This is a genomic window from Flavobacterium sp. (assembly GCF_017744675.1).
GTDB lineage: Bacteria > Bacteroidota > Bacteroidia > Flavobacteriales > Flavobacteriaceae > Flavobacterium.
The window spans coordinates 76,296-91,443 of the sequence record NZ_JAGIAV010000002.1; the positions used below are offsets into that span (position 1 = coordinate 76,296).

Genomic DNA, 15,148 nt, shown 5'->3' on the forward strand with positions numbered 1-15,148 from the left:
TCTATAACTCGGATCGTGGATAATAAAAACTATTCCACGAAACTCTCGTCTTTAAATCCTATCAAATATAGTTTATTTTTGGCACGTGTCATAGCAGTATAAAGCCATCTAATATAATCTGTATCAATGCCGTTTGGCAAAAATGGCTGTTCGATAAAAACAGTATTCCATTGTCCTCCTTGCGATTTATGACACGTTATAGCATAAGAGAATTTCACCTGCAATCCGTTAAAATATTCGTTTTCTTTTACCTTTTGAAATCTTTTGTATTTTGTTGGTTCATCTTCATAATCTTTCATCACTTCTTCATACAAACGGTTCGATTCTTCGTAAGTTAAAGAAGGGGATTCGCTTGTTAGAGTATCCAAAATCAGAACTGTTTCAAAAGGCTTTTGTTCGGGATAATCGACCATTCTGATTTTCACTTTGGCAAACTTAAATCCGTACAATTCTTTGATTCCGAAAAGTTCTAAAACTTCGATAATATCACCGTTGGCAATAAATCCAGCTTCGTCAGTTTCTTTCAGCCAGAAATAATTGTTTTTTACCACCATCAAGAAATCTCCAACCGAAAGTTCGCTTTCTTTAAATAAAATTCGGCTTCTAATCTGTTCATTATACTGATTGGCGCGTTTATTTGAACGAACAATAAATGCAGTATCTTCAATGCTATAATTGCTGTATGCAGTATTAATTGCATCCTGAATATCGTAACCATCAGTCAGTCGAACGATATCTTTGAACTTTTTTACATTGAATTTAAATTCGGTAATAAAACTCTCTTTCAGCAACTCGCGTAACTCTGTAGCATTATATAAAATCCCAGAGCTTTCTTCCTGACGCATTACTTCGTCCAATTCGATATGTTCGATTTCCTTATCGTAATGAATTCCCAAGGTTTGGATATCTAAAGCCGGACTAATATCTAGATTGACAGGAGGCAGCTGCGCCGTATCTCCCAGAAGAATCATTTTGCAATTGCTTCCAGAATACACATAATTGATCAAATCGTCTAAAAGGGAACCGCTATCTAAGGTACTGTCTGAAATCATAGAAGCTTCATCGACGATAAAAATGGTATTTTTATGTTTATTTACTTGTTTGGTAAAAGCTACTCCACCGCCAGAAGATTTCTTCGGAAAGTATATTTTTTTATGAATCGTAAATGCTGGATTATTCGAATAATTGGCAATTACTTTTGCCGCACGCCCAGTTGGAGCAAGCAAAACATATTTTTTATTAATAGAGGCTAGATTATTAACTATGGTAGAAATAACGGTAGTCTTTCCCGTTCCAGCATATCCTTTCAAAACGAAAATCGTGTCGTTTTGAGGTTCGGTTAGGAAGATTGCAATTTTCTGAAAAAAAATGTCCTGTTTGTAAGTTGGAGCAAAAGGAAATCGCTTTTGTAAAGTACCGTAAAACTGTGCAGAATTCATAAAGTAATATTGAAATACAAAGTTCGCTTTTTTTAATGGCAATGGCAAAAATCAATTTCAATGTCAATTTCAATGTCAATGTCAATTTCAATGTCAATGTCAAATTCAAATTTCAATGTCAAATTCAATACCCAAAATACAAATTGAGAAACCATATAAGTTATATAAGTTAATATAATCTAGAAACCAAAATTTAAACGAACTTATATAACTTATATAGTTTAAAGACAGCAAACTAAACTTTTTCTTAACCTTGTTTTAAACTTAAATCCAAATTGTTTTTTGAAATTGCAATTATAATTGTTCCTTTTTAATTTGTAAGTTTGTGGTCGCTTAAATTCTTTCTTGATTTAAAACAGGTAACGAATTGTAAATCAACTATGTCATTACAAAACACTAACATTACTTCAAAAAATTACAGAAAACTTTCTATTCAGGTTTCTCTGACTGGATTTTCATATTGCTGTTTTGATACTCTAAATAACATCATTACTTCATTCAAAGAAATAAAGTTTGACACATCTAGCAAAACATCTCGAATTGAAGATTTATTTAGCGATGCTTTCAGAAACAATCCTGAATTAAAAAATGCTTACGATGAAGTAATGGTTATTCACAATAATAACCTTTCGACTTTTGTTCCGACTGCTTTGTTTGATGAGAATTATTTAGGAAGTTATTTGCAATATACTACGAAAGTATTTGAAACGGATCATTTTACCTTTGATCAAATTCCTAATTATCAGATGAATTCGGTTTATATTCCGTTTGTGAATATCAACAATTTCCTAATCGATAATGTAGGTTCTTTTGATTACAAACACGCGAACAGCATTTTGGTCGAAAAAATCTTGGACAGCTCCAGAAACAACGACGATAAGAAAATGATCGTCAATTTTAATCCAGGTAATTTTGAAATTATCGTGGTGCAAAATCAAAAACTTTTGCTGTTTAATTCATTCGAATACAATACTCCAGAAGATTTTATCTATTATATTTTATTCACGGCAGAACAAATGAGCATGAATCCTGAAAGTTTCAAACTGGAACTTCTAGGAACGATTTCAGAAAATGATCCGTTTTATGCGATCGCTTACAAATATGTGCGCCATATTTCTTTCATGGACGTTTCAAAACTGAAAGAAAGAAATAGCTTTACAACCGCTCAAAACCAAAAACATTATATCTTATTTCAATCATGAGAATCATTTCAGGAAAATATAAAGGACGACGCATTAATCCGCCAAAAAATCTCCCTGTAAGACCAACGACTGACATGAGTAAAGAAGCATTGTTTAATGTTTTGAACAACCATTTTAATTTTGACAGTTTAAAGGTTTTAGATCTTTTTTCGGGAACAGGAAATATCAGCTACGAATTTGCTTCACGCGGAAGCGCGCCAATTACTTCGGTTGACGGCGATTTTGGATGCGTTAAATTCATCAAACAAGTTTCGTCTGAATTTGATTTTGATATTGCAGCAACCAAAAGTGATGTTTTTAAATTTTTAGAAAATTCTAAAACTACTTACGATATCATTTTTGCAGATCCTCCTTATGGATTAGATCAAGCAACTTTTGAAAAAATTGTTCTAACCGTTTTCGAAAGAGATTTATTGGAAGAAGACGGAATGATGATTATTGAACATTCTAAATATACAAAGCTTGATCACATGATTAATTTTTCTTTCCAGAAAAGTTATGGCGGTTCTTATTTTAGTTTCTTCGAACTAAATTCTACCGATGACGATGAAGAATTGCCTCATGATGATTCTAAAAAAGAATCTGAAGAAGATGAAGGGTAATTTTTTTTTAAAACTCCAATATTTGAAATTCCAAATACCAATTTTTAAAATTGAAATCTCAAATTTTAAATTCCAAATTCCAATTTCTGTACGAGATTGGAATTTGGAATTTTTATTTTTGGAATTTTCCTTTTTTTGGGTTGGAATCTGGAATTTAAAAAATTTGAATTTAATTATTATCTGATTCTGTTTTCACTTTCATTCACGCTCTTTTGTTTAAATTCTGAATCTTTTATTTTTCCAAAAGAATAACGAACGGCAATAGAAATCTCATTAGCATCAACAAAATATTTAAACTTTGAATGAATATTATTCACAGTAAAACGATCTGTATAGCTTGTCGCTTTAAAAATATCATTGTAGTTTAAAGTACAATTCCAGTTTTTTCCAAATGCTTTTGCCAGCGATAAATCGACTATAAAATTGGCCTTTCGTTCAAAAATTCCATCGTTTTGTTTGGTTGCTCCCCAAAAAGATAAAACGACAGTAAAGTCTTTAGGCAATTTGAAAGTATTGTTGGAGTAATAATACAAATACGGTTTTGAAGAATGCACAAGTGCTGAATAATCTTCAACTTTACTTTTTACAAAAACCAGTGAATTTGCTGTTGTCCAGAATTTATACGTAAACGGAAGCGTAAAATCTATTGTAAAACCCGTTTCTCGCTTAAAATTAATATCGGTAATCATCAAAACATTTGTTTCGTCATTAAATACAAAACTCGGATTGGTTACATCTTTGGTCTGATAATAACTTACTTTTAAAGTTTTGTCCTGATATTGAAACGAACTCGAAATTTCGTCTACAAATGCCGGTCCTAAATTTATACTGCTTCCGTACAAAAAATACGGATTTATGTATGTCGCAATTTGACTTAACGAAGAATATTTAGGCCTCACGATACTTTTTGAATAATTTACATTAATGCTTTTTGTGCTATCTATAGGAAATGTAACATCGATTTTAGGAAACAAATTGGTATAATTTTTATCGATAGAAGGCAAAAATTGCGCTCTAAACTTGGAATACACATTGGTGTTTTCTGTTCTCAATCCGAATGAGAAATCTACTTTTTTGAGTTTTCCCGAAAACTGAACATAAGCAGCGAGATTCTCTTCTTTAAAATCATAATCAGAAACTTCGCTTTCCTTTTTTTCAAAATCAAAAATGTCCGCGTTTGATATTGACTTGGCTTTTAGATACAATCCACCGTATTCTAGCGTCATTTCATTTTTGAACTTTTTCTCCAAATCGATCCTTCCAGAAAAGACATCAACATTAAATTTCTGATCTCGGTTTTGCGACAATTCAAAATTGGTTTCGTTATAATTATTGGCAACCAAACTTTCTAAATGCTGATTAAGATTGGAATACTGAAAGCCCACAAAAAGTTTTGTATCAATCGCTTTTATTTTTTTAGAATAATTTACAAATGCATTCGCAAAATCCTTTTTACTAGAATTGCCAGTTAAGGTCAAAACATTATTTATCTGATCTTTATTTTGATTAAAAGTAAACGTATGAATATCGAAAGTATCATTCTGAAGTTTTCCATTTACATTAATAGAAAAATAATCGTCTTCATTTATTTTGTAAAACATACCTCCACCAAAAATGTATTGATTTCGATTTGTAGTTGCCATTACATCGTAATTGGAAACAATGGAAGCTCTTGGAATCTGATATTCTAAAGTATGGTTTTCCCACGGGTTCAGTCTATTATAATTAAAATTGGCTTTCCATTCTAGTTTGCCTTTTTTAAAACTAGAATTAAATCCTAAGTAATTATTATAGTTTCTCTTAAAAGAAGCCACTTCAGAAATTTCGGTTTTAAAACTGTCTTTTTTACTCAGTTTTCGAGTAATCAGAATCACAGCGCGACCTTCAGCTTCGTATTTAGAAGACGGATTCTTAACGATTTCTATTGTTTTGATATCGGCGACAGACAATGCATTTAAATCGGCTACAGTTGCTTTTTGACCGTCAATATAAATTAACGGATTTCCTTTTCCAACAATAGAAATACTCTCGCGATCACTGCTTATTTGAACTGACGGAAGTTTCGAAAGCAAATCGATCGGATTTGGAATGGTAGTATAAACCGAATTGGCAACATCAACTTTTATATTTCCGTTGGAATTGGTAATTGCTTTTTTCTCCTGACTGATTACAACTTCGTTTAATTGATTTGAAATTGAATCTTTTGGTGTTTCGTTCTGGGCATTTGCGATAAACGAAAGACAAAAAAGCAAAAGTGCAAGAAGTAATTTTAAAGGCAGATATAAATTCATTTTAAAATTTAAATTGGGTTAGCGCTGCAAAAATGCTTTGAAAACCGACTTCTGAAAGTTAATCGTAGGTTAATGCAAGGTTAATCTGCTATTTGTTTCTTAAAAGCTGTATTTTTGAAACCGCATTTTAAATCAATATGAAGCAAAGAATCAATTTATTAATCGCATTTTCTGTCGTAGCGCTAATTGTACTTATGACGGTGCAATGCTATTTGGTAAAGACCGCTTATGAATATAAAGTGGCGCAGTTTCATACGCAGATTAAAAATGAAATTGGTGCAATTACCAATAATTACAGTGATATCGATTCGGATTTGGTTTCTAGAAAAGAAATGTTGTACAAAAGCCTTTCAGAGAATTACATGAAAGGAAAAAAGAACAAATTGGATATTAAAAATGGCATTTTGAAAACAGAATTTCAAAGTGCAATTACACAGAAAATACAACGAAAATTTGAAAGAGATTTGCCAGATTTCAAAATTGATTTTGCCATTGTCTTAAACAAATTTATCCTGTATAAAAATGCCCAAAAAGCCGATACTATTTTTTCTGAAAAACCTTTTATACGAAACAAATTATACGGAAATCTGATTTCTTTAAATCATGCTTTTTTGGTAAGAAGTTATGTTGGTACAACAAACGGAAGTTTTGAAAATGAGGAATATAAATTATTGACCGAAGATTCGATGTACGTTTCTGTAATTGATTGGGAAATGATTATTCTCAGACGAATGACTTTTATCTTGATTCTTTCTTTACTCTCAATTGCAACCTTAATCAGTCTTTTTGTAATTGCAATTAGAGCGTTAATTAAACAGAAAAAAGTAAGCGACGTTAAAACCGATTTTATCAATAATATAACGCACGAATTAAAAACGCCTTTGGCAACTCTAGGAATTTCGACAAAGATTTTAGCGCAGAAAAACATTCGTGACAACGATGAAAATTTCAATTCGATTGTAAATACGATTTCACGCCAAAATAATCGTCTTCAGAATCTGATTGATCAAGTTATGGCTAACTCCTTGGCTGAAAATGAAATCGAATTGCAAAAGGAAAAAATAGAAGCCGAAGATTTTCTGCTTTCTATTGTAAATGATTTTAAAATCACTTTTCCAAAAATCACTCTTAAAACCGATTTTGAGACAGAGAAAACTATTTTGGTTTTGGATAAATTCCATTTGACAACTGCGTTCTTAAATGTTTTGGAAAATGCCGTCAAATATGGTTCGAACACGATTACTGTAAAAACAAAAATTGTAGATAAACAATTCTCAATCAGTTTTGAAGATAACGGAATTGGAATTGCCAAAAACAAACAAGCTTTTCTTTTCGAGAAGTTTTATCGCGTAGAACAAGGAAACCTGCACAATACAAAAGGTTTAGGACTTGGATTGTATTATGTTGACCAAATCGTAAAAGCGCATCAGGGTTCTGTAAGCGTGATTAGCGATTTAGGAAAAGGAACTCAGTTTACTATTTTATTAAAAGTTTAATTCCCTTATTTTGAAAAGATTACTTTTAGCCGAAGACGATTTTGATTTTGCAGCAATTTTAAAACAATATTTAGAATTGCATCAATTTGAAGTAATCTGGGCAGAAAACGGAGAAATAGCGCTTGACTATTTTAAAAACCAAGTTTTTGATATTTGTATTTTTGATGTCATGATGCCCAACTTGGATGGATTTTCTTTGGCTGAAAAGGTAATTACAATTAATCCTGAAATTCCATTTATTTTCTTAACGGCAAGAAAATTAAAAGAAGACAAAATCATTGGCCTGAAACTTGGCGCAGACGACTACATCGTAAAACCTTTTGAAGTGGACGAATTGGTTCTTCGTTTGCAGAATATCCTAAAAAGAATCGAACAAAAGAGAAGTCTGGAAGGAAATAATATAATCGAAATTGGTTCGTATATTTTTGATAACGAACGTTTAACGCTTAATAATAAAAATCACGTACAGCAGCTTACAGAAATGGAAGCTTCTCTTATTGAATATTTGTATCTCAATCATAATCAGTTATTAAAAAGAGATCAAATATTAATGTCGGTTTGGAAAAAAGACGATTATTTTTCGGGAAGAAGCATGGATGTTTTTATTAGCAGACTGAGAAAATATTTTAATTCAGATCCGAAAATTAAGATTGAAAGTGTTCGTAATATTGGTTTAGAATTTAAAATAGAAAAATAAGATCCTGTAAATCATATAATTTATCGCAAGCAATTGTATAACAGCAATTAACTTATAGGATTTTAATTTTGTTAGAGAACTTTAAATCTAACAATTATGAACCTAAAAAGATTTTTCGGTGGATTACTAACAATCCTCGGAATAGTAGGACTTATTTATACAGCCGTTATTTTTGCTGGCACATCTGGAGAAACCAGAGATATTAAATCACTTATCATTTACGGAATATTAGGAATTGTCTTTTTTGTGTCGGGAATCAGCTTGGTGCGAACTACGAAAGATGAAAGTTAATTCTAAGTAACAAAGTAACAAAGTGACAGAGTGACAAAGTTGCAAAGTTTTACATTCTTTGTCACTCTGTCACTTTGTTACTCTATCGCTTAAATCCAACTCTACAAAATCTCTTTCTGTTTTAGAAATTATGATCGTTGCGACCGTGTTTCCGATTAAGTTCGTAATGGCTCTTGCTTCGCTCATAAATTTATCTACACCAAGCAAAAAGGCCAAACCTTCAACTGGAATTTTATGCAAGGCGGTTAAAGTTGAAGCTAAAACAATAAATCCGCTTCCTGTTACACCTGCTGCTCCTTTCGAAGTAATCATCAAAATTCCGATAACAGTCATAATTTCGAAGAAACTCAAATGCACATCGTACAATTGTGCGATAAACAGCACCGACATCGAAAGATAAATCGAAGTTCCGTCGAGATTAAAAGAATATCCTGTCGGAATCACCAATCCTACAACCGATTTACTGCAGCCCATTCTTTCCAATTTGACCATAATACTAGGCAAAGCGGCTTCAGAAGATGAAGTTCCTAGAACTAGTAAAAGTTCTTCTTTTATATATTTTAAAATCGAAAGAATACTTATTTTATAATATCTCAAAATACTTCCCAGAACCAAAAACACAAAAAGCGCCATCGTTAAATAAACGCAAAGCATTAATTTCCCTAACGGAATCAGAGTTGCCAGACCAAATTTTCCTATTGTATAGGCCATTCCGCCAAAAGCACCAATTGGAGCTAAGTACATTACATATTTTAAACCAAGGAAAACCACTTTTGAGAAACGTTCTAGAACCAAAATAGTCTGCTCTCTTTTTTGATAAAAATTTAATGCAATTCCGCAGACAATCGCAGCCAGTAAAACCTGAAGCGTAAAATTGGATAAGAAAAACTCTAACCACGAAAAATCCTTTGCTGCTCCGTTTGTATATTGGCTGGCGTCGCCAAAAGTCAATCCCGATTTGTCTATTTTTCCAGGTTTAAAAATATAAGCAATCGTCACACCGATTGCCAAAGCAACTGTCGAAACTGCTTCAAAATAAGTTAAAGCTTTTACGCCAATTCGCCCTACTTTCTTTAGGTTTCCCATTCCCGAAATTCCCAAAACGATCGTCAGAAAAATAATCGGTCCAATAAAAAGAGAAATAAGCTGAATAAACTTCTTGCCCAAAAATTCCATCTTCACGCCATTTTCGGGAGAAAAATGACCGAGCAATACTCCTGAAATAATAGCAATTAAAACCCAAAATGTAAGATTGGTTACAACAGTTCTAAAAAGACTTTTTTTAGCTTTATAAGAAGGATTTGGAGTAGTGATATTCATGAAAATAAGTTAGATAGTTCACAAATATATAAAAAATGCAGACCTGTAAGCCGGATTCTGTTCTTGTCTTATTTTGCAACAAGACAATACCTTATCATTTATCTAGATCCAGCATTACTGCTGGACTCAATCTACCTACCCTTCGGCAACGAACGAGAAGCCCTTAAATGCCGATATACTTGGTATTTCACCGCATAGAGTTTACCTGGTTTCACTACAGCATTACCTGTACATACTTTCTGCTGCACTTGTCCTAATCCTCTCGTTCCTAAAAACGAGAGAACCGACGGGCGTTACCCGCTATGCTTCTCTATGGTGTCCGGACTTTCCTCCCTCCCGCCCCGATAGCTATCGGGACTGAACGACGATAAGGCGGTCTGCGCTGCAAAAATAGGTATTTAAGAACTAACAATAGTAATTTTAAAATTTAGATTTTATGAATTTTATCATAACTTTTTAATTTTAAAATAGTTATCTTTAGAAATCTATAATTTAAATTCAGTTTATCATGAAAAGAATGTATCATTACGCAACTGTTTCAAAAGCTTTAGATCAATTGAATGAGAAAGGATTTACCTGCGATTTTAATCTAAATGCAGACGCAATTAAAAAGAATCCTGAGAAATTTGAAATTGTTCATGTGTATCGATACGAGGGTGAGTCAGACCCAGCGGATGAGGCAGTTGTATACGGAATTAAGTCGACTTCGGGTAAAAAAGGAGTTTATGTTGCTGGTTTCTCAGCCGATTCAGATCAGGAAACAGCAAAATTTTTATTTGATTTAAGCATTAGAGGAAGGTAGTTTTAAAAAATCCTATCCAGAGCTTGAAAATAAAAAAATCCAAATTCCAATTGTATTCATGCAAAATTGGAATTTGGATTTTTTTTATTGGAATTTGCCGATTTTACGGTGTTGGTATTTTCAATATCCAGCCTGGCTGAATTAAATCAGGATTTGAGATTATATCTTTATTGGCTTCAAAAATATCTTGCCACGAAACTCCATAAGCTTTTCCAATCTTCGAAAGAGAATCGCCTATTTCTACTGTGTATTCTCTAGAAACACTTTCTTCCACTTCTATATTCATCACAACATCGGCCGATCTGTACTCAGGATCTAATTTTTCGTAAGCATTCCAAAGCTTATTTTTATCTGCAGCAGATTTTGCTTTTCCGTCAATATAAAGCACATTGTCTTGTTCTCTTACCTGTAAATTTTCAATTCCGAGTTGAGAGGCCAAATCTATTACTTCTCTATATTTATCCTGTACACTCATAAGTTCCTTATTTAACAATTAATTTATTGTCTACTTTTTTAGGATGCAATTCCTGAATACTTTGCATTAAAGGCTGTAATTTGTCTTTTTTGATTTCTCCTGAAAGAGTCACCACTCCACCCACAACCGTCGCGCTAACACCATCGTAAGCACCTACTATCTTGCTTACAGCTTTATCCAAATCGGTATCTGAATTGATAATAACAGTAGCCGCAGCAGGTTCCTGATTGGCTCTGGCAAGTTCGCAGGTATTTATTACAGATTTTACACCTTTGGTTGCTCGAACGCTTTTTTCAATATTTTTTTTGAAAATTTCGTCTTCGCAAGTTCCGGTTATGGTTGCAACACCATCATGTACAGCAACTTGAATTGTTGTGGCGTCACTCAGTTTTTCTCTTATTGCTTTTTCAATATCAGCATCATTAGGCTTACATGAAACCAAGGCAATACTCAGGCTCACTCCTAATAAAATGGATCTCATTTTCATAATACTTTCTTTTAATAATTAACATTTTTAAAATTAAAGAGATTAAGTATCAAAAGATTATATGATGTTGCTATAGGTTTTATATGTTTTTCAGTAAATAGCTACCAATTAAGCATTATAGAATTGGATTTGTATTTAGAAAAAAACCTTATTCTAATACAATTAAAACTTTTACAGGCAAACAAATCAAACCTCTCAAGTTTATTTTACAAAACAATCAAGCTGTTTTAAAGCTATTATATATGCAGACAGAAGAATTATTACACACATTGTTATCTCAAAATTATCAAAGTCCTATTATTTGTTTTCACAATGAGATTGAAGGCGAAAGGACGATTATACTAGATTCTGAAAACGGAACTTTATTCTCTATTTTAGAAAAAACTCTTTTTTCTTTTAAAGATCAAGATGACAATAGTTGGTCAACAGCTCCTAAGTCCATTTATATAAACAACAAAGAATATTATCCCGAAGTTGGCGACAGTATTATGAGAAGCGATGGAGTAACGCATTATTTTACAACAAAAGAAATAGTGCTAAAAAAGGCTTTATCTTACTTCACAAAATTTATTCTTTACTACGGATTACAAGTAAAACGTAGAATTTGCCATTTTGAAGAAGTTAGCAACGAAACTAAATACACTTTTAAATTGTCTGAAAAAAAATTCAAACATATAGAATACAAAAAGGCAAAAATCTATATTTCGTATAACTAGAATTACCGAAACCTTTATCTTAGAAAATCATAACGCTAGCACTTACTTGATAGCATTTATAAGTTTTTAGTAAATTTTAAATTCTACTTTTTAAATCCATTCTTCCATGAAGAATCCTAATTATTTCAATTTCTTTCCTTGAAATAATCTGATAAAAGATAATATGTTCATTAGATTTGTAACCTAGTAATTTTGGAGTAACAATATCATATTTTTTTCCAAGTTCTGGATTATTTGCAATTTCTTGGCAAGAACTTAAAAGTAAGAAATAATATTTATCAGCCTGACTCTCTGACCATTCTTCGAAAGTATAGTTCCAAATATCTTCTAAATCTTCGACCGCTTTATTGGTCAAATAATATTTAGCCATTTTTTCTTTTGTTAGCTTTTAAGCTTTCCAAATGTTTCTGTGGATCAAAGTTTTCAGCTCTTCCACTTTCTATACCATCTTTTACAGCTTTTTTCAACAGTAACAATCGATTTTCCTCTTCTTCCAAAAGGCGCAATCCTGCCCTTACAACTTCACTTGCATTTTTGTATCTTCCTTCTGTTAGACTATTTTCAATGAAGTTCTCAAAGTGGTTTCCAAGCGATATTGAGGTGTTTCTTCCCATTTCTATTTACTTTTCAAAACTCAAAGTTACCAATTTTTGGTACAATTAAATAATAGTTCTTCCATTTTTCAATAGAAAAAATTTAATTAGGCGAATAATCAAGCTTAGTTAATACTCGATCTTCAATATTGCCAACGACATCTCCATACTTTTCAGTGTACAGCTTTTTAATATCAATCCATTCCTGGTCTTTTCTAAAATCTTCCCAGGCTTTTTTCATTGTTGCTTCATCTGGCCATTCAAGAAAATAGACAAACTCGGTTTTCTTCTCCGATTTTGATTCGTAAATCGAAACTATCTTAAAGTTGTATTTCTTCATTATACGCATCGCGTGATCTCTAAAACGTTCATGAAATTGCTTTTTGTTGTTTTCAAAAATTTCATAAATACGCAATTGATAGATTGGATTTTTTTGAGTTGTGTTTTGTGATTTTACACTAAACGCCGTTAATAAAACTAAAAATAGAAAGTACTTTTTCATGCTTTTATATCTTTATTAGCTTCCTAATTTACCATATCGCTGTTGTTCAGAAAAATACAAAACAATTTTCTTTCCATTCTTTTTATAGGGATAAAACAACTCATAGTTTCCATTATACGAACTATATCTTAATTCATTATTATCTTTACTAAAAACGGAGTCAAGATATTCCCTTTCTTCTTTTGTTGTTTCATAAAGATAACCTGTCTTTAAAGGTTTGATTGTATCATTTGCATGTATAGATTGATAAGCCTGAAAACCAAGAAATACAGGTGTTCCTTTTATTGTATCTTTTACTAGAACTACAACATTTGGAAAATTCTTATCTGTTTTTGATAAAATTTCCAAAGTGCTTGCTGTTTCGTTGATGTAGTTTTTTGAAAAATTATAATCCAACAATTTATCGCTGTTGGTTTTATTCACTTCAAGTATTGATTTTGCCGATTCTACCAACATCTTTTCTTTTTTGACAGAAGTCAGATAATTTCCGCCAAACAGAATCGCCAAAATAATAGGAAAAACTAAAATCATAGCTGCAACTCCAAATTTGCCTGCTTTCTTCTGCAAAACCTCTTCTTTATCTTTTTCAGCGATTCTCGTTAAATTAAACATTATATTCACAATCAAAGAACCAAACATTAAGGCTAAGATTCCTAAAACGCTTAAATAGAAAGTTTCAGTCATGTTTTTTCGAAATACCTTCAGTCCAAAAACCTCGATAGTGATAAAGGTAAACACCCAATAAACCAATAAAAGGATTGAAATAATTCCGATAACATTGCTTAGTCTGACGATTTTTTTTGCATTCATTTTTTCTAATATTATAATTTAAAAAGGGCGTTTATTTTGAGGTAAAAATATTACATTATAATTAAATTATTTAAAAAATATTTTTTTCTTTCTCCTTTTCAAGCAATTAAAAATCTTTCATTTTTAAAATTTTTAAATCACTAAATTATACTCTATATTTGCTATCCAATAAAAGAGAATATGGAACAATTTGTAGTATCGGCACGTAAATATCGCCCGCAGACCTTTAAGGATGTTGTGGGACAAAAAGCCATTACCAACACTTTGTTGAACGCCATTGAAACCAATCACTTAGCTTCTGCTCTTTTATTTACAGGACCTCGTGGAGTTGGAAAAACAACTTGCGCTCGTATTTTGGCTCGAAAAATAAATCAGCCTGGATATGATGATCCTACTGAAGATTTTGCTTTTAACGTATTTGAGTTAGATGCTGCTTCAAACAACTCTGTTGATGACATTCGTAACCTTATCGATCAGGTTAGAATTCCGCCACAAACTGGACAATACAAAGTATATATCATTGACGAGGTTCACATGTTGTCTTCGGCCGCTTTTAATGCTTTTCTTAAAACATTGGAAGAACCGCCAAAGCATGCTATTTTTATCCTAGCAACAACAGAAAAACACAAAATTCTTCCTACGATTTTATCTCGTTGTCAGATTTTTGATTTCAAAAGAATTACAGTAAAAGATGCTAAAGAACATTTGGCTGACGTTGCTGAAAGTCAAGGAATCGTTTTTGAAGATGATGCATTGCACATTATTGCGCAAAAAGCAGATGGTGCCATGCGTGATGCTTTGTCTATTTTTGATCGTGTTGTTTCGTACTGCGGCACAAACTTGACACGTCAAGCCGTAACCGAAAACTTAAACGTTTTAGATTACGAAACTTATATTTCGATTACCGATTTACTTTTAGAGAATGAAATTCCGAAGCTTTTATTAGCATACAACGATATTCTAGCAAAAGGTTTTGACGGACATCATTTTATTGCTGGTCTGGCTTCTCATTTTAGAGATTTATTAGTAAGCAAAACGCCTTCAACAATTGCTTTATTGGAAGTTGGAGAGCAAGCACAGCAAATGTATGCCGTCCAATCACAGAAATGTTCTCAAGAATTTTTATTGAAAGGAATTGATATTGCAAATGACTGTGATTTAAAATACAAATTGAGTCAGAATCAACGACTTTTAGTTGAATTATGCTTGATGCAATTGGCCTCTATCAACTTTGATGGAGAAAAAAAAAAGCTGAGCAATTCATAATTCCACCCGTTTACTTTAAAAATGGAGGCTATTCTATTGTTGAAGTCGCAAGTCCAAGCAAGGAAGATCCAAATACAAAATCCCAAATTCCAAATTCGGAAGAAAAAAATAATGTCAATAGCATTCCTAATGGCGCATCTGTAAATACCCAAAATACAG

General features: G+C 32.2%; 16 protein-coding genes, 1 other RNA gene and 1 pseudogene. 8 read left to right on the top strand and 10 right to left on the bottom strand.

Going from position 1 to position 15,148, the window contains the following annotated elements; all coding sequences use genetic code 11:
- Window positions 1-29: 29 nt before the first annotated feature.
- On the bottom strand, window positions 30-1,439 hold the full coding sequence (locus J7574_RS05810; RefSeq protein WP_290965566.1) for an ATP-dependent RecD-like DNA helicase: 1,410 nt from the start codon (window positions 1,437-1,439) through the stop codon (window positions 30-32).
- A 380-nt stretch (window positions 1,440-1,819) separates the two neighbouring features.
- Here J7574_RS05810 and J7574_RS05815 point away from each other — a divergent pair, with 380 nt between their 5' ends.
- On the top strand, window positions 1,820-2,641 hold the full coding sequence (locus J7574_RS05815; RefSeq protein WP_290965569.1) for a DUF3822 family protein: 822 nt from the start codon (window positions 1,820-1,822) through the stop codon (window positions 2,639-2,641).
- Window positions 2,638-3,243 carry an RsmD family RNA methyltransferase gene (locus tag J7574_RS05820; protein WP_290965572.1) on the top strand — a complete coding sequence of 202 codons (606 nt, stop codon included), beginning with the start codon at window positions 2,638-2,640 and terminating at the stop codon, window positions 3,241-3,243. Before J7574_RS05815 ends, J7574_RS05820 begins: the two co-directional genes overlap by 4 nt.
- A 176-nt stretch (window positions 3,244-3,419) precedes the next feature.
- Here the strand turns inward: J7574_RS05820 and J7574_RS05825 are convergent, their stop codons facing one another.
- Window positions 3,420-5,534: a TonB-dependent receptor gene (locus J7574_RS05825; RefSeq protein WP_290965575.1), complete on the bottom strand. Its 2,115-nt coding sequence runs from the start codon at window positions 5,532-5,534 to the stop codon at window positions 3,420-3,422.
- 137 nt (window positions 5,535-5,671) lie between these two features.
- Here J7574_RS05825 and J7574_RS05830 point away from each other — a divergent pair, with 137 nt between their 5' ends.
- The 3 genes and pseudogenes from J7574_RS05830 to J7574_RS05840 all read left to right on the top strand — a co-directional run.
- Window positions 5,672-7,030 carry a sensor histidine kinase KdpD gene (locus tag J7574_RS05830; protein WP_290965578.1) on the top strand — a complete coding sequence of 453 codons (1,359 nt, stop codon included), beginning with the start codon at window positions 5,672-5,674 and terminating at the stop codon, window positions 7,028-7,030.
- Window positions 7,031-7,040: 10 nt separating this feature from the next.
- On the top strand, window positions 7,041-7,727 hold the full coding sequence (locus J7574_RS05835; RefSeq protein ID WP_290965582.1) for a response regulator transcription factor: 687 nt from the start codon (window positions 7,041-7,043) through the stop codon (window positions 7,725-7,727).
- 90 nt (window positions 7,728-7,817) lie between these two features.
- Window positions 7,818-8,018: pseudogene (locus J7574_RS05840) on the top strand (hypothetical protein); the annotation flags it as partial.
- Window positions 8,019-8,087: 69 nt separating this feature from the next.
- Here the strand turns inward: J7574_RS05840 and J7574_RS05845 are convergent.
- Complete coding sequence (locus tag J7574_RS05845; protein WP_290965584.1) at window positions 8,088-9,338, bottom strand: cation:dicarboxylase symporter family transporter; 1,251 nt, start codon at window positions 9,336-9,338, stop codon at window positions 8,088-8,090.
- Window positions 9,339-9,368: 30 nt separating this feature from the next.
- Window positions 9,369-9,722, bottom strand: an RNA gene (gene rnpB, locus J7574_RS05850) — RNase P RNA component class A.
- A gap of 124 nt (window positions 9,723-9,846) precedes the next feature.
- Here rnpB and J7574_RS05855 point away from each other — a divergent pair.
- Window positions 9,847-10,140 (top strand): hypothetical protein, encoded by a 294-nt coding sequence (locus J7574_RS05855; protein ID WP_290965587.1) that lies wholly within the window; start codon window positions 9,847-9,849, stop codon window positions 10,138-10,140.
- Window positions 10,141-10,243: 103 nt separating this feature from the next.
- On the opposite strand, the gene J7574_RS05860 is transcribed toward J7574_RS05855, so the two are convergent.
- Both J7574_RS05860 and J7574_RS05865 read right to left on the bottom strand, forming a co-directional pair.
- A complete protein-coding gene (locus tag J7574_RS05860; RefSeq protein WP_290965590.1) occupies window positions 10,244-10,615 on the bottom strand; it encodes a LysM peptidoglycan-binding domain-containing protein in 372 nt (123 codons plus the stop codon).
- Between the two features lie 7 nt (window positions 10,616-10,622).
- Window positions 10,623-11,102 carry a BON domain-containing protein gene (locus J7574_RS05865; RefSeq protein WP_290965593.1) on the bottom strand — a complete coding sequence of 160 codons (480 nt, stop codon included), beginning with the start codon at window positions 11,100-11,102 and terminating at the stop codon, window positions 10,623-10,625.
- Window positions 11,103-11,344: 242 nt separating this feature from the next.
- On the opposite strand from J7574_RS05865, the gene J7574_RS05870 reads away from it, so the two are divergent.
- Entirely contained in the window at window positions 11,345-11,818 is a 474-nt protein-coding gene (locus J7574_RS05870; protein ID WP_290965595.1) for a hypothetical protein, read from the top strand.
- 76 nt (window positions 11,819-11,894) lie between these two features.
- Here the strand turns inward: J7574_RS05870 and J7574_RS05875 are convergent, their stop codons facing one another.
- The 4 genes from J7574_RS05875 to J7574_RS05890 all read right to left on the bottom strand — a co-directional run bounded on the left by J7574_RS05875 (window position 11,895) and on the right by J7574_RS05890 (window position 13,723).
- Complete coding sequence (locus tag J7574_RS05875; RefSeq protein ID WP_290965597.1) at window positions 11,895-12,188, bottom strand: type II toxin-antitoxin system RelE/ParE family toxin; 294 nt, start codon at window positions 12,186-12,188, stop codon at window positions 11,895-11,897.
- Entirely contained in the window at window positions 12,181-12,432 is a 252-nt protein-coding gene (locus tag J7574_RS05880; RefSeq protein WP_290965600.1) for a type II toxin-antitoxin system ParD family antitoxin, read from the bottom strand. The genes J7574_RS05875 and J7574_RS05880 overlap by 8 nt, the downstream gene beginning before the upstream one ends.
- Window positions 12,433-12,514: 82 nt before the next feature.
- On the bottom strand, window positions 12,515-12,913 hold the full coding sequence (locus tag J7574_RS05885; RefSeq protein WP_290965602.1) for an NIPSNAP family protein: 399 nt from the start codon (window positions 12,911-12,913) through the stop codon (window positions 12,515-12,517).
- Window positions 12,914-12,928: 15 nt separating this feature from the next.
- Window positions 12,929-13,723 carry a hypothetical protein gene (locus tag J7574_RS05890; RefSeq protein ID WP_290965604.1) on the bottom strand — a complete coding sequence of 265 codons (795 nt, stop codon included), beginning with the start codon at window positions 13,721-13,723 and terminating at the stop codon, window positions 12,929-12,931.
- Between the two features lie 180 nt (window positions 13,724-13,903).
- On the opposite strand from J7574_RS05890, the gene dnaX reads away from it, so the two are divergent.
- On the top strand, window positions 13,904-14,989 hold the full coding sequence (gene dnaX / locus J7574_RS05895; protein ID WP_066034110.1) for a DNA polymerase III subunit gamma/tau: 1,086 nt from the start codon (window positions 13,904-13,906) through the stop codon (window positions 14,987-14,989).
- Window positions 14,990-15,148 lie beyond the last annotated feature (159 nt).

Coding starts and splice junctions, on each gene's coding strand:
- J7574_RS05810 (WP_290965566.1), bottom strand. CDS start 1,439: ATGAATTCTGCACAGTTTTACGGTACTTTACAAAAGCGATTTCCTTTT.
- J7574_RS05815 (WP_290965569.1), top strand. CDS start 1,820: ATGTCATTACAAAACACTAACATTACTTCAAAAAATTACAGAAAACTT.
- J7574_RS05820 (WP_290965572.1), top strand. CDS start 2,638: ATGAGAATCATTTCAGGAAAATATAAAGGACGACGCATTAATCCGCCA.
- J7574_RS05825 (WP_290965575.1), bottom strand. CDS start 5,534: ATGAATTTATATCTGCCTTTAAAATTACTTCTTGCACTTTTGCTTTTT.
- J7574_RS05830 (WP_290965578.1), top strand. CDS start 5,672: ATGAAGCAAAGAATCAATTTATTAATCGCATTTTCTGTCGTAGCGCTA.
- J7574_RS05845 (WP_290965584.1), bottom strand. CDS start 9,338: ATGAATATCACTACTCCAAATCCTTCTTATAAAGCTAAAAAAAGTCTT.
- J7574_RS05855 (WP_290965587.1), top strand. CDS start 9,847: ATGAAAAGAATGTATCATTACGCAACTGTTTCAAAAGCTTTAGATCAA.
- J7574_RS05860 (WP_290965590.1), bottom strand. CDS start 10,615: ATGAGTGTACAGGATAAATATAGAGAAGTAATAGATTTGGCCTCTCAA.
- J7574_RS05865 (WP_290965593.1), bottom strand. CDS start 11,102: ATGAAAATGAGATCCATTTTATTAGGAGTGAGCCTGAGTATTGCCTTG.
- J7574_RS05870 (WP_290965595.1), top strand. CDS start 11,345: ATGCAGACAGAAGAATTATTACACACATTGTTATCTCAAAATTATCAA.
- J7574_RS05875 (WP_290965597.1), bottom strand. CDS start 12,188: ATGGCTAAATATTATTTGACCAATAAAGCGGTCGAAGATTTAGAAGAT.
- J7574_RS05880 (WP_290965600.1), bottom strand. CDS start 12,432: ATGGGAAGAAACACCTCAATATCGCTTGGAAACCACTTTGAGAACTTC.
- J7574_RS05885 (WP_290965602.1), bottom strand. CDS start 12,913: ATGAAAAAGTACTTTCTATTTTTAGTTTTATTAACGGCGTTTAGTGTA.
- J7574_RS05890 (WP_290965604.1), bottom strand. CDS start 13,723: ATGAATGCAAAAAAAATCGTCAGACTAAGCAATGTTATCGGAATTATT.
- dnaX (WP_066034110.1), top strand. CDS start 13,904: ATGGAACAATTTGTAGTATCGGCACGTAAATATCGCCCGCAGACCTTT.